Annotated in this window: 21 protein-coding genes; 10 read left to right on the forward strand and 11 right to left on the reverse strand. The window is 63.8% G+C overall.

Annotation, left to right across the window (positions count from 1 at the left end):
• Positions 1-31 precede the first annotated feature (31 nt).
• The 4 genes from L1O02_RS09600 to L1O02_RS09615 all read right to left on the reverse strand — a co-directional run bounded on the left by L1O02_RS09600 (position 32) and on the right by L1O02_RS09615 (position 2,394).
• A complete protein-coding gene (locus L1O02_RS09600) occupies positions 32-1,195 on the reverse strand; it encodes an EAL domain-containing protein (RefSeq protein ID WP_060840396.1) in 1,164 nt (387 codons plus the stop codon).
• 155 nt (positions 1,196-1,350) lie between these two features.
• Complete coding sequence (locus tag L1O02_RS09605) at positions 1,351-1,692, reverse strand: hypothetical protein (RefSeq protein WP_060840395.1); 342 nt, start codon at positions 1,690-1,692, stop codon at positions 1,351-1,353.
• A complete protein-coding gene (locus L1O02_RS09610; RefSeq protein ID WP_016965309.1) occupies positions 1,689-2,078 on the reverse strand; it encodes a phage holin family protein in 390 nt (129 codons plus the stop codon). The genes L1O02_RS09605 and L1O02_RS09610 overlap by 4 nt, the downstream gene beginning before the upstream one ends.
• Position 2,079: 1 nt before the next feature.
• The gene (locus tag L1O02_RS09615; RefSeq protein ID WP_060840393.1) at positions 2,080-2,394 is read right to left on the reverse strand and encodes a YqjD family protein; all 315 of its coding nucleotides are present in this window, start codon (positions 2,392-2,394) and stop codon (positions 2,080-2,082) included.
• Between the two features lie 333 nt (positions 2,395-2,727).
• Between L1O02_RS09615 and L1O02_RS09620 the strand changes: the two genes are divergently transcribed.
• Positions 2,728-3,936 carry an ammonium transporter gene (locus L1O02_RS09620; RefSeq protein WP_092317122.1) on the forward strand — a complete coding sequence of 403 codons (1,209 nt, stop codon included), beginning with the start codon at positions 2,728-2,730 and terminating at the stop codon, positions 3,934-3,936.
• A 50-nt stretch (positions 3,937-3,986) separates the two neighbouring features.
• On the opposite strand, the gene L1O02_RS09625 is transcribed toward L1O02_RS09620, so the two are convergent.
• Entirely contained in the window at positions 3,987-5,942 is a 1,956-nt protein-coding gene (locus tag L1O02_RS09625; RefSeq protein WP_060840392.1) for a monovalent cation:proton antiporter family protein, read from the reverse strand.
• Between the two features lie 291 nt (positions 5,943-6,233).
• Between L1O02_RS09625 and L1O02_RS09630 the strand changes: the two genes are divergently transcribed.
• The 4 genes from L1O02_RS09630 to L1O02_RS09645 all read left to right on the forward strand — a co-directional run bounded on the left by L1O02_RS09630 (position 6,234) and on the right by L1O02_RS09645 (position 8,359).
• On the forward strand, positions 6,234-6,470 hold the full coding sequence (locus tag L1O02_RS09630) for a glutaredoxin family protein (RefSeq protein WP_060840391.1): 237 nt from the start codon (positions 6,234-6,236) through the stop codon (positions 6,468-6,470).
• Positions 6,471-6,581: 111 nt separating this feature from the next.
• On the forward strand, positions 6,582-7,028 hold the full coding sequence (locus L1O02_RS09635; RefSeq protein WP_060840390.1) for a S24 family peptidase: 447 nt from the start codon (positions 6,582-6,584) through the stop codon (positions 7,026-7,028).
• 40 nt (positions 7,029-7,068) lie between these two features.
• Positions 7,069-7,389, forward strand: a complete 321-nt coding sequence (locus L1O02_RS09640) for a hypothetical protein (protein ID WP_060840389.1) — start codon at positions 7,069-7,071, stop codon at positions 7,387-7,389.
• 79 nt (positions 7,390-7,468) lie between these two features.
• Positions 7,469-8,359 (forward strand): pseudouridine synthase, encoded by an 891-nt coding sequence (locus L1O02_RS09645; RefSeq protein WP_108546054.1) that lies wholly within the window; start codon positions 7,469-7,471, stop codon positions 8,357-8,359.
• A gap of 72 nt (positions 8,360-8,431) precedes the next feature.
• On the opposite strand, the gene L1O02_RS09650 is transcribed toward L1O02_RS09645, so the two are convergent.
• Positions 8,432-8,653: a YgdI/YgdR family lipoprotein gene (locus L1O02_RS09650; RefSeq protein ID WP_060840387.1), complete on the reverse strand. Its 222-nt coding sequence runs from the start codon at positions 8,651-8,653 to the stop codon at positions 8,432-8,434.
• A gap of 277 nt (positions 8,654-8,930) precedes the next feature.
• Here L1O02_RS09650 and moaB point away from each other — a divergent pair, with 277 nt between their 5' ends.
• Entirely contained in the window at positions 8,931-9,470 is a 540-nt protein-coding gene (moaB, locus tag L1O02_RS09655; RefSeq protein WP_060840386.1) for a molybdenum cofactor biosynthesis protein B, read from the forward strand.
• Positions 9,471-9,492: 22 nt separating this feature from the next.
• Positions 9,493-10,680 carry a gephyrin-like molybdotransferase Glp gene (glp, locus tag L1O02_RS09660; protein ID WP_181321637.1) on the forward strand — a complete coding sequence of 396 codons (1,188 nt, stop codon included), beginning with the start codon at positions 9,493-9,495 and terminating at the stop codon, positions 10,678-10,680.
• 43 nt (positions 10,681-10,723) lie between these two features.
• Here the strand turns inward: glp and L1O02_RS09665 are convergent, their stop codons facing one another.
• Positions 10,724-10,978, reverse strand: coding sequence for a hypothetical protein (locus L1O02_RS09665; protein ID WP_108546052.1), 255 nt, complete (start codon positions 10,976-10,978; stop codon positions 10,724-10,726).
• Positions 10,979-11,152: 174 nt separating this feature from the next.
• The gene (locus tag L1O02_RS09670; protein ID WP_108546051.1) at positions 11,153-12,610 is read right to left on the reverse strand and encodes a mannose-1-phosphate guanylyltransferase/mannose-6-phosphate isomerase; all 1,458 of its coding nucleotides are present in this window, start codon (positions 12,608-12,610) and stop codon (positions 11,153-11,155) included.
• 336 nt (positions 12,611-12,946) lie between these two features.
• On the opposite strand from L1O02_RS09670, the gene yegS reads away from it, so the two are divergent.
• The gene (gene yegS, locus L1O02_RS09675) at positions 12,947-13,846 is read left to right on the forward strand and encodes a lipid kinase YegS (RefSeq protein WP_108546050.1); all 900 of its coding nucleotides are present in this window, start codon (positions 12,947-12,949) and stop codon (positions 13,844-13,846) included.
• A 1-nt stretch (position 13,847) separates the two neighbouring features.
• Here the strand turns inward: yegS and L1O02_RS09680 are convergent, their stop codons facing one another.
• The 3 genes from L1O02_RS09680 to L1O02_RS09690 all read right to left on the reverse strand — a co-directional run bounded on the left by L1O02_RS09680 (position 13,848) and on the right by L1O02_RS09690 (position 16,371).
• On the reverse strand, positions 13,848-14,507 hold the full coding sequence (locus tag L1O02_RS09680) for a response regulator transcription factor (RefSeq protein WP_060840381.1): 660 nt from the start codon (positions 14,505-14,507) through the stop codon (positions 13,848-13,850).
• On the reverse strand, positions 14,504-15,397 hold the full coding sequence (locus L1O02_RS09685; protein ID WP_060840380.1) for a sensor histidine kinase: 894 nt from the start codon (positions 15,395-15,397) through the stop codon (positions 14,504-14,506). Before L1O02_RS09685 ends, L1O02_RS09680 begins: the two co-directional genes overlap by 4 nt.
• 536 nt (positions 15,398-15,933) lie before the next feature.
• Positions 15,934-16,371: a hypothetical protein gene (locus L1O02_RS09690; protein ID WP_060840379.1), complete on the reverse strand. Its 438-nt coding sequence runs from the start codon at positions 16,369-16,371 to the stop codon at positions 15,934-15,936.
• A gap of 563 nt (positions 16,372-16,934) precedes the next feature.
• Here L1O02_RS09690 and L1O02_RS09695 point away from each other — a divergent pair.
• On the forward strand, positions 16,935-17,870 hold the full coding sequence (locus L1O02_RS09695; RefSeq protein WP_060840378.1) for a chemotaxis protein CheV: 936 nt from the start codon (positions 16,935-16,937) through the stop codon (positions 17,868-17,870).
• A 95-nt stretch (positions 17,871-17,965) separates the two neighbouring features.
• The gene (locus tag L1O02_RS09700) at positions 17,966-18,769 is read left to right on the forward strand and encodes an MOSC domain-containing protein (RefSeq protein ID WP_108546049.1); all 804 of its coding nucleotides are present in this window, start codon (positions 17,966-17,968) and stop codon (positions 18,767-18,769) included.
• Positions 18,770-18,789: the final 20 nt, after the last annotated feature.

The raw sequence follows: 18,789 nt of genomic DNA on the forward strand, positions 1-18,789 counted from the left end.
GCGAACGCCTTCGTCGGCAAACGGGGCGGGGCTACAAGCCGGCGGCGTCGATGTCGATCAGCAGCAGGCGCTGGCCGTTGTCGAAGAACTGGCCGGCGGTCAGGCAGTACTGGTTGCTGGTGGCGTCGCGATAGGTGCTGGACAGGGTCAGGCGCCGTTCCTCCCAGCCTTCGGCCAGCAGGTGATAGAAGTACGGGCGCCAGGACCAGTTGTGGCCGACGTAGCTGCTGTCGGCCTGCCAATGGTTGTGGCGCCATTCCAGGTTCGGGGTCAGTTGGGTGCCGTGGCGATCGCACTGGTAGAAGCGCAGCAGCCAGGGAAAGGCCGTGACCTCGGGCAACTGGCTGATGGGTGCCTGGGCCTGGGCCCAGGCCTGCAGCAGGTGCATCAGTTCCGCCAGTTGCAGGCGCATGTGCATCAGGCGATTGCGTTCGGCCAGCTTGTGCCGCACGTAGCGCTCGCGCAGGCGGGCGAAGGGCTGGACGAAGGCATCACTGGCGAACAGCTGTTCCTGGGCCCGGGCAAACAGAAAACCCTGGACATAGCGCGAGCCGCACTCCAGGGCGAAATCCAGCTCGGCCTCGGTTTCCACCCCTTCGGCGATGATCCAGCAGCCGGTCTTTTCCGCCATCAGGGCCAGGGCCTTGACCACGTCGCTGCTGGGGCCGCCGCGGGCGGCGGCCTGGAACAGGCGCATGTCGAGCTTGAGGATGTCCGGTTGCAGGGCCAGCACCCGGTCCAGTTGCGAGTAGCCGGCGCCGAAGTCGTCGATGGCGATCCGCGCCCCGGCCTGGCGGTAGCGCGCCACCACTTCGCTCAGACGCTGGCTGTTGCCCCCCAACTCGGTGATTTCGAAGACGATGCGCCGCGGGTCGACGGCGTTGTGCTGGATCTGCCTGAGGCTCGGCAGGGCTTGCCCGGGCCTGAGCCGGCTGATCCAGCGCGGGGAGATGTTCAGGCTCAGGAACCAGTCCGCCGGGGCCTCGTGCAGGCGCCGCAGGGCGTCGTCGCGGACCTGGCGGTCAAGGCGCCGCAAAGCGCTGGAAGGGGTACGCGGATCGGCGAACAGCGGTCCCACCGACGTCAGCTGGCCATTGCTCTGGCGCAGGCGGCCCAGGGCCTCGACCCCGGCGATCCGCCCGGTGGCGGTATCGATGAACGGCTGGAAGCAGGCGAGCGGTTGCCCGTCGATCACAGAGCCTCCTTATAAGATTCTTGTGGTTAGGAAGTCTTGGCTGCCGGGTGCACAGGCAGGAGTCGGCCCTTTGGTTAAGGGGCCGATCGGGGTTGCATAGCAAGAATGCAGCCAGATGTGGAACCGCCAGTGACAGGTCGGTTGCGCAGGGGCGATCAGGGCTTGCGCGAGGTGCCTTGCAGCGCCAGCCGGATCAGCGGCAGCAGGCTGGTGCCCAGACGAACCAGGCGCGTGAGGCCGCCGGTGCCCCCGCTTTTGGCGCCCTTGCCGGTGAGGAACCCCAGCAGGGTCACCACCGCCACGCCCCAGAGTGGTGCGTGCTTGATGCCAAAGCCTTCCTGCCAGCTTTGTCCCAGGCCACGCACCCGTTGCAGGGGTTGCAGCAGTTGCTGGGACTCGTGGCGGATTTCCTGGCGGTGCATTTCCATGCGCAGGCGAATCAGTACCTTGCGCATCTCCCGGCGTGAGGTGTTCTGCGGAATGTCGGGCAAGTTCATGGCAGCAGGCGCTCCCGATCGTTGGCCAGCTCTTCGAGCGTGGCGTGGAAGGGTGAGGATTCATCGAAGATCGCCGCTTTCAGGCGCAGGCCGCAGAACAGCGCCGCCAGGGCGTAGAACACGCACAGACCGATGATGCCGGCCAGGCGATAGCTGTCCCACAACAGGATCAGCACCAGCGCCGACAGCCCCACCAGCAACAGCAGGGCGAACACCAGGGCCAGCCCGGCGAACAGCAGCAGGCTGACGGTGCGGGCCTTCTGCTCCTGCAACTCGATGCCGAACAGTTCTACGTGGCTGTGCAGCAGGCCCAGAACCGCGGCTCCCAGACGCCGGGAGGACGCGCTTGGACCGCTGCCGGACGAAGTGGATTCGCCGATAGCCATATCAGCGCCGCGTCGCCAGCAGGCCGATCAGAAAGCCCACGCCGGCGGCGATCCCGACCGACTGCCAAGGGTTGCTTTGCACGTAGTCCTCGGCGGCGGTGACGGCGGCCTGGCCGCGCTGGCGCAGGGATTCCTCGGTCAGTTGCAGGGTTTCCCGGGCCTTGAGCAGGCTTTCGTGGATCTGTTCGCGCAGTTCGTCAGCCTGGTCGCCAGCCAGGGTCGCGGTGTGTTCCAGCAGACGCTCCGTGTCACTGACCAGTGCCTGAAAATCCGCCATCAGTACTTCTTGAGCCGTCTTCGCCGTTTTGCTGGCCATGGTTGTTTCTCCGTTGATTGCGTGTGTGAGCTATGAGTGTGAGCCCTGAGTGAAGGTTCACTGTAATTGCCTGGTACAGCTTTTGCTTTGTCCTGGTGCGCAAGACGTCGGGCTTGCGCCGAAAACGAGCGAGGGTGGCGCGCTAGCCCGCGTAAACCCTGGCCGAAAAATCACAACCTCAAGGTCAATCTGCTTTCCGTGGTCTTGCGTCCGCTGCCTGGCGCGCCAAAACGGTTCACCGACAGCGCGGATCGCGCACCCGGGGAGCCAACTTGGTGCAAGGTCGGCTGCAAGGTGCGGGAGATGATGGCCGATTTCGGATCTGCCTACTCCATGGAAAATCTGCAAAGCGCTGTGGACACCCTGGTCCACGGTTCCAACACCCTGTTCATCCTGATCGGGGCGGTCATGGTCCTGGCCATGCACGCCGGTTTTGCCTTCCTTGAGGTGGGCACCGTGCGCCTGAAAAATCAGGTCAATGCACTGTCGAAAATCCTCAGTGACTTCGCCGTCTCGACCCTGGCCTATTTCTTTATAGGCTATTGGATCTCCTACGGCGTGAGCTTCCTGCAACCGGCCGCGGTCATCAGCGCCGATCACGGCTATGGCCTGGTGAAGTTCTTCTTTCTGCTGACCTTCGCCGCGGCGATCCCGGCGATTATCTCCGGCGGCATCGCCGAGCGCGCGCGTTTTGTGCCGCAATTGTGCGCCACGGTGCTGATCGTGGCCTTCGTCTACCCGTTTTTCGAGGGCCTGGTGTGGAACGGCAATTTTGGCGTGCAAGCCTGGTTGCAACAGCGCTTTGGCGCCGGGTTCCATGATTTCGCCGGGTCGGTGGTGGTGCACGCCATGGGCGGCTGGCTGGCGCTGGCGGCGGTGCTGTTGCTGGGGCCGCGCAACGGACGCTATCGCGACGGCAAGCTGGTGGCGTTCGCGCCGTCGAGCATTCCGTTCCTGGCCCTGGGGTCGTGGATCCTGATTGTCGGCTGGTTCGGCTTCAACGTGATGAGCGCCCAGACCTTGCAAGGGGTCAGCGGCCTGGTGGCGGTGAACTCGCTGATGGCCATGGTCGGCGGCACCGTGGCGGCATTGATCGTCGGGCGCAATGACCCGGGCTTTCTGCACAACGGGCCACTGGCCGGGCTGGTGGCGATCTGCGCCGGTTCTGACCTGATGCACCCGGTAGGGGCCCTGGTGACCGGGGCGATTGCCGGGGCCTTGTTCGTCTGGTGCTTCATCGCCGCCCAGAGCCGCTGGAAGATCGACGACGTGCTCGGGGTCTGGCCGTTGCATGGCCTGTGTGGCGCGTGGGGCGGGATTGCCTGCGGGATCTTCGGCCAGAGCGCGTTGGGCGGCTTGGGCGGGGTCAGCCTGGCCAGTCAGGTGTTCGGCACCGGCCTCGGGGTGCTGGTGGCGCTGCTGGGCGGTTTTGCCGTGTATGGCCTGATTAAGGCCGCCTGCGGGCTGCGCCTGACCCAGGAGCAGGAGTACTACGGCGCCGACCTGTCGCTGCACAAGATCGGTGCGGTGAGTCAGGACTGAGGCACTCGCGGCCCTGGCGGCGTCACGCCCAGGGCCATTGCAGGGCGGCCTCAACCGCCCTGCAGGCGGGCTTCGCAGGCCTCGATCGCGGCCTGGGAGCCGGACACCAGCACCCGGTCGCCGGCCTGCAGGCGCGGTGCCGGGTTCAGCGGCAGGTCGTTGCCGTTGCGTTGCACGCCTTGCACATCCACCCCCAGGGCCTCCAGGCCGAGCTCTTGCAGCAGCCGGTTGCAGGCGTGGGCGTCGGCGTCCAGGTTCACCGCGTGCATCTGCACCGCCGGCGGTTCGTGATTGTCCTGGGTCGTGCTTTGCGCGCCGTGGTAGAAACCGTGCAGCAGGCGATAGCGGCTGTGGCGCACTTCGTCCACGCTGCGTTGCACCCGCTGCTCCGGCAGGCCAAGCATGATCAGTGCGTGGGAGGCCAGCATCAGGCTCGACTCCAGCAATTCGGGCACCACTTCGTTGGCACCGGCGGCCTTGAGTTCGGCCAACTGGCTGTCGTCCCGGGTCCGCACCAGGATCGGCACGTTGCGGTCCAGGCGCCGCGCGGCCTTGAGTACCGCCAGGGCGATGTCGGTCTTGTCCACGGCAATCACCAGCAGGCGGGCCCGCTCCAGGCCCACCGCGGCCAGCAGGTCGCCACGGCGGCAATCGCCGTAGTGCACGCAGCTCTCCGCCGCCGAGGCTTCCTGGACCCGCACCGGATCATCGTCCAGGGCAATGAAACGCAGGTGCTCGTGCCGCAGGAAACGCCCGATGGACTGGCCGACCCGGCCATAGCCGCAGATCACGACATGGCCCTGCAGCTCGGCGTTCTGCGCGCTGATCTCCTCCAACTGGGCGGCCTGGTTGGGCTTGCGGTGCAGGCGCGCGGTGATCACCGGCGCGGCCCGCAGCAACAGTGGGGTCAGCAGCATGGAGCTGAAGGTGGCGGCCAGCAGCAGGCTGCTCAAGTGGGACGGGATCATCTGGGTCAGTTGCATCTGCGCCATCAGGGCGAAGCAGAATTCGCCGCCCTGGGCCAGGGCCAGGCCGCTGCGCCAGGCCGTCTCGCCGTCGCTGCCGCGCAGCTTGAGCAGGATCGCCACCACGCTGCCCTTGATCAGCAGCAGGGCCAGGGTCAGGCCGAGGATCAGCAGGCTGTGATCGATGAACAGTTGCAGGTCGATGAGCATGCCGATGCTGACGAAGAACAGTCCGAGCAGAATGTCGCGGAACGGGCGGATATCGGCTTCGATCTGGTGCCGGTAATGGCTTTCTCCCAGGAGCATGCCGGCGAGGAAGGCGCCCAGGGCCGGCGACAGGCCGAGCAGGTGGGTGAGCCAGGCGGTCAGCAGCACGATCACCAGGGCCAGTAGCACGAAGAGCTCGGCGGAGTGGGAGGCGGCGACTTCATGGAACAAGCGCGGCAGCAGCCAGCGGCTGGCCAGCAGCAGGCCGAAGAACAGCACCAGGGTCTTGCCCAGCGTCGCCGGCAGGGCCCAGTACCAGGCGTGCTCGCTGTTGCCGGCGAAGACCGGCACCAGGGTCAGCAACAGCACCGCCACCACGTCCTGGAACAGCAGCACGCCGATGGCGTTCTGCCCGTGGCTGCTGAAGATCTCGCCGAGGCTGGTCAGCTCCTTGCTGACAATCGCGGTGGAGGACAGGGCCAGCCCGGTGCCGAGCATCAGCGCCGCGCTCAGGGGCATGCCGAACAAGGCCAGCACTCCCCCCAGGATCAGCCCGGTGCACAGCACTTGCAGGCTGCCCAGGCCAAACACCACATGGCGCAGGGCGAGCATCTTCGACAGGGAGAATTCCAGGCCCAGGGAGAACAGCAGGAACACCACGCCCAGTTCGGCCAGGTCCGGCAACTCTTCACTGTCGTTGACCCAGTCCAGGGCGGTTGGCCCGACCATCAGGCCGACGGACAGGTAGCCCAGAACCGGCGGCAGGCTCAGGCGCCGGAACAGCGCGATGACCACCAGTGACGAGGCGAGAATGATCAGCAGATTGGCAAACAACGGGCATCTCCGGACAAGGGGGCGGGCAGGGCAAAGCCTAGAGGCAAAAAAGCGGCGAGGATCGCCTGGACGGCAAAAAAACACCCTGACTCACGTCATTCTTTGTCGAGAATGCTTCATATTCATGAGCCTCAGAATCTGCCTGTCCGGGGGCTGTCCGCCTGCCGCAGCATTCTCGGAGCAGAGCCACGCAGGGGCACGGATCCCGGGTCTGCCAGGACCAGGAGCGGGTCGACGGCTTGCCTGCTCGCGCCTAAAATAGGCACCTGTTCTTCACACGGTTGCCCTGTCATGCCCCCTGAATGCCAATTGTTCGGCACCCTTGGTTGCCATTTGTGCGAACTGGCCGAGGCCGAGTTGATGCCGCTGGTGGAGCACGGCCTGATGGTCGAGCTGGTGGATATCGCCGAGAGTCAGGAGCTGTTCGAAACCTATGGCCTGCGCATTCCGGTGTTGCGCCGCGTGGACAATGGCGGCGAGCTGGGCTGGCCCTTCGATGCCGAACAGGTGGTGGCGTTCCTGCGCTGACCCCCGGGTAGCCGGGGCGCGACTTCCGCCTGTCGCCCGTCCCCGGAATTCATTGGCGAGATCCGTCGATTCGGTTACTGTATGCATATACAGCTATCGAGGAGTCTCGCCATGTCTCTCACTTTCCTGACCGGTTCCGAACGCTCACAGCCGTTGCCAGCCCGTTTCCTGGAGCAGGGTGACGGTGACTGTGCCTCCCTGGCCAGTGAGCCCATCGGCAACGGTTTTTCCCTTGACCGGACCCTGGGGCTGGGGGCTCCGCAGATCCACGGCCTGCTGGTGGATGACGACAACCTGCTGGGGTTCGGCATCTACCCCGGAGACCGGTTGATCGTCGATCGCTCGGCCACTCCGGTGGTGGATCAGTACCTGGTGGTAAGGCCCCGGGGCGCGGCTGAATACTCCCTGCGCCTGCTGGCGCCCGATCCTCGGGGCGGCCTGTTGCTCAAGGCGGCGCGGCCTTCAATTCCCTCCATGGCGCTGGATGACCCGGACTCGATCGAGATCTGGGGCGTGGTGCTGTGGGTGGTCAGTTATGTGGGGCGCAAGCAGCCCTGATGGATGTGGCGCACGCTTCGAATCGTTAAAGGAATACATGATGGTCAATGTCGAACAACTGAAAAACAGCGTGAACGGCATGTCTGCCGATGTGGTTCGGGAGGCGGTGCTGGAGCTGCGCCTGGACGGACTGGTCACTGAAGGCAAGACGCCCTTCAACAAGTTGCATTTCAATACCTGCTTTGCCGAGATCGAGGCCCTGTTCCAGCGTGCCGGTTACCATCGGCAACTGGATGTGGTGGGTTACCAGGGGCTGCTGTACGCCCTCTATGATCCAGGCCGCTGGGAGGCGGTGGATGTATTGCGCTGGCTCAAGGAGTTCACCGAGGCTGCCGCGCAGGCCCGGCATTCGTGCGCTTGAGGCCGGGCAAACTGATCCTAGGTTTCCCGGGGGCTGCTGTTGGATAATGCCGCCTCGCATTGAACCCTCGAGTTTTGTCATGTCCTCCGCGAGTTTTTCTGCTGCACAGCATCAAGCCAGCACCTTGTACCTGCCCCCCGGCTCCTGGCCGACGGTGCTGGACTGCCTGTGCGATCACTTCAAGGCCATCAGCCGCGAGCAATGGCTGGATCGCATCGCCCGTGGTCGGGTGCTGGACGGGCAGGGCCAGCCCATCAGTGTGGACCTGGCCTATCGCGAAGGCCTGCGGATTCATTATTTCCGCGAGGTGCCGGACGAGAAGGTGATCCCGGTGCAGGAGACCATCCTCTATGCCGACGAGCATCTGGTGGTGGCGGACAAACCGCATTTCCTCCCGGTCACCCCGGCGGGCGAGTATGTCGAGCAAACCTTGCTGCGCCGTCTGATCCGGCGCCTGGACAACCCGCACCTGGTGCCCTTGCACCGCATCGACCGGCACACCGCCGGGCTGGTGCTGTTTTCCGCCGATCCGGGCAGTCGTTCGGCCTATCAGGCGCTTTTCCCCACCCGGCGGATCGAGAAACGCTACGAGGCCATTGCCGGCGCCTTGCCGCACCTGAGCTTTCCCCTGTTGCACAAGAGCCGCCTGGTGGACGGCGAGCCCTTTTTCCGCATGCAGGAAGGCGCGGGCGCAAGCAACACCGAAACCGCCATTGAGGTCAGGGAAAAGCACGGCGACCTGTGGCGTTACGCGCTGTACCCAGTGACCGGCAAGAAGCACCAGTTGCGCGTGCACATGAGCGCGCTGGGGGCGGCGATTTGCAACGACCCGTTCTACCCCGAGGTGCTCAAGGATGCCGAGGACGATCATGCCAGGCCGCTCAAGCTGCTGGCCCAGGGGCTGCGTTTCATCGATCCGCTGACCGGACAGGAACGCGAATTCGAGAGCCGCATCTGCCTGCAGTGGTGAAAACCCTTTCGCAGAAACAATAAAACCCGCACCAGGCGGGTTTTATTGCGTGCAGATCGCTAGCCGTCGGACTTACAGCTCCTTGACGGTGCGGACCTGATCCTTGTTGATGCGGGTGCGCTTGCCGTCCAGCTGTTCGAACTCGTAGAAACCCGAGTCCTTGTCGTATTGGGGGGTGTCGACGGCCTGGATTTCGCGACCGTCATTCAAGGTGATCACTGATGGCGAAGCGCAACCGGCGAGCGTGGCCAGGCCCAGTGCGAGCATGAAAGTGGCGAGGGTCCGATGAGTCATTGTGTGTCTCCGAAATGAGTACTTTTGAGTGCTGGTCTTCAGACGTATGGTGCGTCTGCAAGTTCCTTGGCCAGGTGCATTCTGCCACGTTGTCAGACAGATCGTAGGCGTTCAGCGAGTTATCTTGACTAGTGTCGCGTGCCTGGCCGCGCAGGCGGATGCCTGTTCCTGGCGGCCTGCGCAGGACCGTCCCAGGGGATTGCCGGCCGCCAGGGGCGGCGGATCGGAGCGCTGTGATATAACACCGGGCTGTTTCTCTTACCTCAGGATCGAGCCTATGAAAGCCAAGGCTGATGTACCTTTTGTTCCCCTGAACATTGCGGTGTTGACCGTCAGTGATACCCGCACCCTGGAAACCGACACTTCCGGACAGGTCTTCGTCGAGCGTCTGGGCGCCGCGGGTCATCGTCTGGCCGCACGGGTGTTGCTCAAGGACGATCTGTACAAGATCCGCGCCCAGGTCGCCACCTGGATCGCCGACGAACAGGTGCAGGTGGTGCTGATCACCGGCGGTACCGGCTTTACCGGTCGCGACAGTACCCCGGAAGCGGTGGCCTGCCTGCTGGACAAGCAGGTCGACGGTTTCGGTGAACTGTTCCGGCAGATTTCGGTGGCCGATATCGGCACCTCCACCGTGCAGTCCCGCGCGCTGGCCGGGCTGGCCAACGGCACCCTGGTGTGCTGCCTGCCGGGCTCCACCAATGCGGTGCGCACTGGCTGGGATGGAATCCTCGCCGAGCAACTGGATGCACGCCACCGGCCGTGCAATTTCGTGCCCCATCTGAAACAGGCGGCGGCTTGTGAATCCCGTGGGTAAGCCGGGCAAGCTCGGCGCCTTGATGCCGGTTGAGGAGGCGCTGGACCGTTTGCTGGCCATGGCCGCGGCGGCGCCGATTGTCGAGCGCGAATCATTGCCCCTGGCGGCCACTCAGGGCCGGGTGCTGGCCGAGGCGCTGATCTCCAGCCTGGACCTGCCGCCCTGGCCCAACAGCGCCATGGACGGCTACGCCTTGCGCCTGGAGGACTGGAAGGGCGAGCCCCTGCCGGTCAGCCAGCGGATCTTCGCCGGACAGTCCCCCGAGCCGTTGCAACCGGGAACCTGCGCGCGGATTTTTACCGGCGCGCCAGTGCCGGCCGGGGCGGATTGCGTTGAGATGCAGGAAAACGTCCAGGTTCAGGACGATCAGCGGGTGCTGTTCAACCAAGCCTTGAAGATCGGCCAGAACATCCGTCCCCAGGGGCAGGAAACCACGGTGGGCGAGCAGGTGCTCGCAGCCGGCACACGCTTGGGGCCGATCGAGCAGGGGCTGGCGGCTTCCCTGGGATGTGCCGAACTGGTCGTGGTGCGGCGGGTCCGGGTGGCGGTGCTGTCCACTGGTGACGAGTTGGTGGAGCCGGGCCAGGCCCTGGGCCCCGGGCAGATCTACAACAGCAACCGGGTACTGCTGTGCAGCTGGTTGCAGCGTCTGGGCTGCGAAGTGCTGGACGCGGGCATCCTGCCCGATGACCTGCCCGCGACCCGCCAGCGCCTGGCGGAGTTGGGCGAGGTCGATCTGATCCTCTCCACCGGCGGGGTGTCGGTGGGGGAGGCGGACTTTCTCGGTATGGCCCTGCGCGAAGCCGGCGAACTGACGCTGTGGAAGCTGGCGATCAAACCCGGCAAGCCCCTGACCGTCGGCCATTTTCGCGGTGTGCCGGTGATCGGTCTGCCGGGCAACCCGGCTTCCACCCTGGTGACCTTTGCCCTGCTGGCGCGGCCGTACCTGCTGCGGCGCCAGGGTGTGCAGCAGGTGCAGCCATTGCGCTTCCAGGTGCCTGCCGGTTTTGTCTGGCCCCAACCGGGCAATCGTCGCGAGTACCTGCGCGGGCGCCTGGAGAACGGGCGAGCGATCATCTATCGCAACCAGAGCTCGGGGGTGTTGCGCAGCGCGGCCTGGGCGGAAGGTCTGGTGGAAGTGCAGGAAGGCCGGACCCTGGAAGAGGGCGATTGGGTCAGCTTCATTCCGTTGAGCGAGGTGCTGGATTGATCGAGGGCGGGCCCGGTTTGGTGTCGGGCCCGCGCCTCGCGGTTCAGCGCAGCAGGAGCAACAGCAGCAGGCCGAAGCGGCTGTGGAAACCCCAGGCCACCAGCCCCGCCATTATCGAGGCCGCCAGCGTCAGCCAGCCCACGCGCTTGAGTATCGACAGCAGCCTGGAATGAGGCGCTTGCGCCTCGCAGGAGAGCGGCAGATCGAACTCCGTTGACGGGTGCCCCGTCAGCCAGGAGCTGTCCTTGATGCGGGTCAGGGGTGAATGCCCCCGTGAATAAAACCCCTTGTCGTTCATGACGATTCACTTCCCTGTATGAGGCGTCAGCGCCTGGCATGCACAGTCACTGATTGGCCCGACAGGGTCAATTCAGGCAATTCTCATTCTGCAGTCAGAAAATTTACTTTAAGTCCTGCACCTTTTTTCAGGTCCTCGGGGCTGTTGCGCCAGACTCATGGGCTCGACGCGGTTTCAGCGAGTGCCGGGGGCGATCGGGGTCCGGCCATACAGGTCGTTGAAGCGCACGATGTCGTCTTCGCCCAGGTATTCGCCGCTCTGCACTTCAATCATGACCAGGTCGATGACCCCGGGATTGCTCAACCTGTGGGGGCGCCCGGGTTTGATAAAGGTCGATTCATTGGTGTCGAGCAGGAGTTCGTCTTCTCCGTTGGTCACCCGGGCCATGCCGCTGACCACGATCCAGTGCTCGCTGCGGTGGTGATGCATCTGCAGGGACAGTGAGGCACCGGGCTTGACCTCGATGCGCTTGATCTTGAAGCGCGGCCCTTCCTCGAGCACGGTGTAGGCGCCCCAGGGGCGGTTCACGGTGCGGTGCAGCCGGTAGGCATTGTGGCCCAGGCGCTTGAGCTCCTGGGCGATCAGTTTGACGTCCTGGCTGCGCTTGCCATCGGCGATCAGCAGCGCGTCCGGGGTGTCGACGATGATCAGGTTGTCCAGGCCGACTGCGCCCACCAGGCGCTGGCGCGAATCGATGTAGCAATTGCTGACTTCGTGCAGCACGGTGTCACCGGTGCAGTGGTTGCCCTGTTCGTCCGCCGGGATCAGCTCGCGCACCGCCTGCCAGGAGCCGATATCGCTCCAGCCGATCTGGCAGGGCACCACGGCGACTTTCTCCGAGCGTTCCATCACCGCGTAGTCGATGGAGATGTCCGGCGCCTGGGCGAAGCTGTCGCTCTCCAGCTCCACTTGCAACTCGTGGGGGCCTTCCTTGCGGTAGCTCCGCTCCAGGCAGTGCTCGACGGCGCTGAGCACCTGCGGCACGAACTCCCGCAGCTCCTGAAGAATCGCGTCGGCGCGCATGCAGAACATGCCGCCGTTCCACAGGTGCTGGCCGCCCTCGACGTAGCGCTGGGCGGTGGCGGCATCGGGTTTCTCGACAAAGCGCCTGACCTGGAAGCTGTGGTCGTCCAGAGCCTGACCTTTCTCGATATAGCCGAAGCCGGTTTCCCCATGGGTGGGCACCAGGCCAAAGGTCACCAGCCAGCCTTGTTCGGCCAGTGGCCGGGCGCTGTCCACCGCAGCGGCGAATGCCGCGACATCCTTGATCAGGTGGTCGGCGGGCAGTACCAGCAGTTGTGCATCAGCGCCGTAGCGCTGGCTGACATGCAGCGCCGCGGCGGCGATGGCCGGCGCGGTGTTGCGACCAAAGGGTTCGAGGATGAAGTCCAGCTCGATCCGCGCCTGGTTCAGCGGGCGATAGTCGTCCAGGGTGCGGAAGAACACCTCGCGGTTGGTCACCGTCAGCAGCCGTTCGACGCCCTTGAGGGCGGCAGCGCGGGCGAAGGTCTTCTGCAGCAGGCTGTCGCCGTCGGGCAGGCGCATGAAGGGTTTGGGCGTGGCCTCGCGGGATACCGGCCACAGGCGGGCGCCGGCGCCGCCAGCAATGATGCAGGGAATGAGAGTGCTCACTCAGTGGGTCTCGCGGAACATGATGATGGGCGCCATGGTGCGCCAGCGGATGCGCAGATCAAAGCGGATTGATTGGTTTTCGCTGTGGCGCGCAGCGAATTCCAAAGGTTGGGCGATTGTTCCAGGCGGTCGCTTGAGGTCGCTCGGCCATTGGTTTGCGCCCGGCCAGGGGGAAGTGGCTGCAGGTGCTGAAGGGGCGACAGCTGACTCAGCCTGATCCGGAGCGGGCCGCCCGGACAGATCCGCGGCAGGTAAAAATTAATCGACGGGACAGACTTTTTTCGCATGGCCCGGGGTCAACATCCTTCAAGGATTCAATAATCGGAGTCATGGCTGATGAGTGAGCGCAAGGCACTGCTGATACTGCACGGCAAACAGGCCCTCAACGATGAGGTCCGCGCGGCGGTCGAGGCCAAGCGGGCCCAGGGCTGGGCGTTGTCGGTGCGGCTGACCTGGGAGGCGGGGGATGCCCGGCGCCTGGTGCATGAAGGGCTGGCCGCCGGCCACACGCAGCTGATTGCCGGGGGCGGTGATGGCACTTTGCGTGACATCGCCGAGGCCCTGGCCAATGCGCCGAACCCGGCCAGCCTGGTGCTGTTGCCTCTGGGCACGGCCAATGACTTTGCCCGGGCCGCCGGGGTGCCACTGGAGCCGGCTGCCGCCCTGGAGTTGCTGGAGGTTGCCCCCCGGGCGGTGGATCTGGGGGAGGTGGGCGGGCAGATATTCCTCAACATGGCCACCGGCGGCTTCGGCAGTCAGGTGACCGCCAACACCTCGGAAGACCTGAAGAAAGTCCTTGGCGGCGCGGCTTATCTGTTTACCGGGCTGTCGCGCTTTGCCGAGCTGAGCGCGGCCTATGGCGAGTTGCAGGGGCCGGATTTCCACTGGCGCGGCGAACTCCTGGCCCTGGGCATTGGCAATGGCCGTCAGGCGGGGGGCGGGCATGAACTGTGTCCGGGTGCCCTGGCTGATGACGGTTTGCTGGATATCAGCATCCTGCCGGCCCCGCAGGAACTGGTGGGCACGTTGAAGAACCTGCTGGCCGGCGGCCTGGGGATCGACAACATGTTTGTCCGTGCGCGGCTGCCCTGGGTCGAGATCAAGGCTTCACGGGGGCTGGACATCAACCTCGATGGCGAGCCGCTGCAGGGCGACACCTTGCGCTTCAGCGCGCGTCCGGCGGCCTTGCAGGTGCATTTGCCGGTGGACTCGCCGTTGCTCGGCGGTACGCCTTAGGTCAGTCGTCGAGGCTGATGATGTGTTCGCGCACGGCGAACAGCACCAGGCCGGCGACGTCGAAGATCTGCAGGCGTTTCATGATCTGCGAACGGTGGGTTTCCACGGTCTTGATGCTCAGCCCCAGGCCCAGGGCGATCTCCCGGGTGGATTTGCCGCGCACGATCAGCCGCAGGATTTCCAGTTGGCGAGCGGTCAGGTTGTGATTGTCCACCGGCTGCGGCGTGTGTTTCTGGGCCCGGGTCAGGGCCTGGGTGATCACTGTGTGAGCGATGGCCGGGCTCAGGTAGCGTTCGTTGTTGCGCAGGGCTTCCAGGGCATGTTCCAGCTCGGTGGCGGTGGTGTCCTTGAGCAGGTAGCCGTGGGCGCCGGACTCCAGGGCCTGCATGATCAAGGCCGGATCGGTGTGCATCGACAGGATCAGGACCTTGCTTTGCGGGTGCAGCGCCTTGAGCCGGCGCAAGGCGTCGAGGCCGCCGATGCGCTTCATCGACAGGTCCAGCAAGATGATGTCCGGGCGCAGTTGCTCGACCAGTTCCAGCAGGTGCGCGCCGTCGTCGGCCTCGCCGATCACCGCGTATCCGGGAATGTCCATGACCAGGGCACGCACGCCAGCCCTGATGAGCGAGTGGTCATCCACCAAGAGTAAATTACAGGTCAATGGGAAACCTTATTCGTGCTGGCCCGTTCCAGAGTGCGGGGGGCCCAGGGAAAGAGTGCTTCGATCTGGGTGCCTTGGTCGGCTTCGCTGGTGACTTTCAGCAGGCCGCCCAGCTGGCTGATTCGTTCCTGCATCCCGGCCATGCCGCGCTGACCCTGGGCGCCCGGATCGCTGGCCGGGGCGAACCCCTGGCCGTCGTCGCTGATGAACAGCGAGAGGCCTTCGGGCAAGCGCTGTACGCGCACCAGCAGATTCTTGGCCCGGGCATGACGCAGCATGTTGGTCACGGCTTCCTGAGTGATGCGAAACGCCGCCACCGCCATCTCCTCGGGAATTCCCGTCAGGCGCTGGTGGCATTCAAGGCTCCAGTGCACCGAGGTGTTTTCCAGGGTCTTGAGCAGGTGGGCGCGCAGGCTGGCCTCCAGGCCCAGGCTGGTCAGTTGCCGGGGGTTGAGAATGGCGGACACGTCGCGGACCTTGGCCAGGGTCTCTTCCAGGGTGGTGGCGAGCACGGCGCAGGGTTGCTGCAAGTCGTCCGGCAGACGGCGCTTTAGCCAGTCGGTCTGCAACTTGGCCGCGGTCAGCAGTTGGCCAATGTCGTCGTGCAGTTCCCGGCTCAGGCGGTGGCGTTCATTCTCCTTGACCTTGAGCAGGCGCTCGGCCAGTTCCTGAGGCTGGAACCGGATGGACTTTCGCGAATAGCCGTATTGCATCCAGATGCAGGCCAGCGCCGCGATATTGACTGCCAGCAGGCTCATGGGCACGGGCCGGCCCAGGCTGTAGATCAGCACATTGCCCAGGCTTGAGCAGGAGCACAGCAACAGGCTGAACCAGCGCAGATGATCACGGGAAGGAGGCCAAGAGAAGAATGACTTGAGGCTGGCGTACATAGCGGATGGAGCCAATGAATGTTCGCTGCGAAGTGCCCGGTCAGGTATGGATGACGAGGCTTGTTTGAGAAACAGTGTTATTTGAATTGCCGGCTTCGATCAATGCAGTGTGTGGGTTTTGCAGAAGCCGCGTAGTGACTGTCGACATTGGAATCAAAGTGCCATTATCTGGGTCCGTTTATGCGCCGCATAATACCACCGAACATACCGTTGGTCGCGTTTATACACGCAGGTATATATGTCTTCAAAGTCAGGAATATCGGGCTCAGGCACGCTTGTGCCAGTTAGTCTGCGGGCCTTGGAGAGCCAATCGCCAATAGGAACTGTCGTTGAATTTGCGCGGGAAAATATGGATTGGAACAGTAAGTCCGGGCCCGGCATTAGTTGGTTTTTTTGCAACGATGCTGTCGTTCTTGAGTATGAAATATTCAATAACGACCTATTAGTTGTCCTTGGGCCCCAGGGTTCTATCGATGTTCTGTGTTAGCGATCGTAGATAGCGGCTTTATCGGCCATCGCTTGGCGCAAGTGCAATTTCAATGGCTGCAGGACGGGGAGGCGCAGGTGCAGTTCTGTGTCACTTGTTGGGTCAGTTCGCCGATCAGCATGAGCTGTTCGCTGTCGTCCAGATTGAGTTGGCCATTGTGCGGGTCGACCAGTTCCAATTGCCAGGCCATCAGGGTCAGGCAGCTCCTCAAGGCATCGAGGATCGGGTCGTTGAGGTCCACCGGGTGCACGGTGCGTTTGAGCACGCCATGGATATGCAGCGCGAACTCGGCCAACGGGCTGATGGCGTGGCGCGCTGCGATCTGGGCCAGGGACTGCAGGCTAGCGAGCAGGCAGTTGATGGCCTCTTCGTCGTTTCTGATCAGGTGCAGATGACTCAGGCAATCTTCCGATTTGGCCAGCAGGGCCTGGGCTTCGAGCAGGAACTCAGGCAGGGGTGGGGCGCATTCGTGGCTGTCCTTTAGCATGCTTATCTCCATGACTTCGTGTCCGATGAGGGGATAGGGCTCTGGCTGAAGGGGGTTAAGGTATGGTGCGCTTTTTCAAATTGTATATAGGATAATTCTGATTTTATTTCCGGGGTTGCAGCCGCCTGCGAGAGGCGATTTTCATCGTTTCCGAACGCTGCCCAAATACCGGCCACAGCCATGCGGCGCATGGGCGCTGGGGCGTGATGGGCGAGGGGGTTTAGGCTTGAAAGGGTGCTGGGCCACCTTTCTGCGGTCACAAACAAAAGCCTGACTCCGTTCATGCAATGAGAATGGCGTCACATTAATGGCTATTGGATATCGCGAATATCAGGATGGTCCTGATTGTTGCTAGGGGAAACCCTTAGGCGCAGGAACTTCACGCCGTGATTAAGGTCGCGTCGTCGCAGACTGGTGTTGCTGAATTGACGGCCTCAGTAAAGCATGATGTTAATGTGACATCAATGGCTTTCATATGGCAATTTGCATGTGGGTCAAGATACGGCGCAGCCCGCCGATATCTGTCTTTAGTGAATTCATCAGAACAAGCCCAGGAGTCATTAATGGCCGGCATTCTCGACACGGTAGATCAACGCACACAGCTGGTGGGTGAGAATCGCCTGGAAATCCTCATGTTCCGCCTGGCCGGTCGGCAGTTGTTCGCCATCAACGTCTTCAAGGTTCAGGAAGTCCTGCAACTGCCCAAGCTGACCCTGATGCCCCAGCGTCACCCGTTTGTCTGCGGTGTGGTCAACCTGCGCGGCCAGACCCTGCCGGTGATCGACCTGTCTCAGGCCATCGGCATGCGCCCGCTGGTTCCGGGGCCCAACAGCACCATCATCGTCACCGAGTACAACCGCTCGGTGCAGGCGTTCCTGGTGGGTGGGGTGGACCGCATCGTCAACATGAACTGGGAAGCCATCATGCCGCCGCCTACCAGTGCCGGGCGCCAGCACTATCTGACGGCCATCAGCAAGGTCGACGAGCAACTGGTGGAGATCATCGACGTCGAAAAGGTCCTGGCCGAAATCGTCCCCTACAATGCCAAGGTTTCCCGGGACAAACTCGAAGATCCGGTGCTGGAGCGCGCGCGCGGTCGTGAAGTGCTGCTGGTGGACGACTCCAATGTGGCCCTCTCCCAGCTGCGCGATACCCTCGGCCAGCTCGGGGTGAAGATGCATATCGCCAGTGACGGCCTCAAGGCCCTGAACATGCTCAAGGCCTGGGCCGATACCGGGGTCGAGATGACCGACAAACTGCTGATGGTGTTCACCGATGCGGAAATGCCGGAAATGGACGGCTACCGCCTGACCACCGAAATTCGCAACGACCCCCGTCTGCGTGGGCTGTATGTGGTGCTGCACACCTCCTTGTCCGGCAGTTTCAACGAATCGATGGTCAAGAAGGTCGGTTGCGACAACTTCCTCTCCAAGTTCCAGCCGGACAAGCTGGTGGACGTGGTCCGTCAGCGCCTGATGCTGGACGAAGTCAGCGCCTGAACCCGGGCCGGTGTCGATAGCCGCTCTCCCTGTGCCTTTGTTTGCTCCGAGCGCTGGTATAGGGTGAGCTTTTTTGCTCACACAGGGAGTTGGACATGCGTCTTAGTGCGCTTTATCGATACCCGTTGAAATCCGCCCGGGGCGAAACCCTGCAACAGATCGGCCTGGACAAGCTCGGGCTGCAAGGGGATCGCCGCTGGATGCTGGTGGATGAAGCCAGCGGGCGTTTTCTCACCCAGCGTGCGGTGGCGCGCATGAGTCAACTCTCGGCCTTGTACAACGACCAGGGCGGCCTGACCCTCAGTGCTGCCGGGTTTGCCAGCCTTGAAGTACCCCTGCCCGATGCCGCGGCGGCCTTGCGTGGGGTGACCATCTGGCAGGACAGCCTGCGGGTTCCCGATGCCGGGGATGAGGCGGCTGCCTGGGTCAGTGAGTTCGTCGGCAAGCCTACCCGCCTGGTGCAGGTGCCGCTGGAACGGGCGCGGAGCACCGCCGCCGGCTACGGCAGGGACGATGATCAAGTGGCGTTTGCCGACGGCTTTCCGCTGTTGCTGATTGGCCAGGCGTCCCTTGACGATCTGTCCAGCCGGGTCGGGCGGCCTCTGGAGATGCTGCGTTTTCGTCCCAATCTGGTGATCGAGGGCAGCCAGGCCTTTGCCGAGGACCAGTGGCGGCGCATACGGATTGGCGACCTCGAGTTTCGCGTGGTCAAGCCGTGCTCGCGCTGCATCCTGACCACCATCGACCCCCAGACCGGCGAGCGCAGCGCCGACCGCGAACCCCTGGCGACCTTGCAGAAGTACCGGGCCCAGGCCGACGGGGCGATGTTCGGGCAGAACCTGGTCAACGACGGCCCGGGTCGTCTGCAGGTGGGGATGCCGGTCACGGTGTTGGAATAACCTTTCGCCGGCCCCAAGAA

Source organism: Pseudomonas sp. BC42, from assembly GCF_021560055.1.
Lineage (GTDB): Bacteria > Pseudomonadota > Gammaproteobacteria > Pseudomonadales > Pseudomonadaceae > Aquipseudomonas.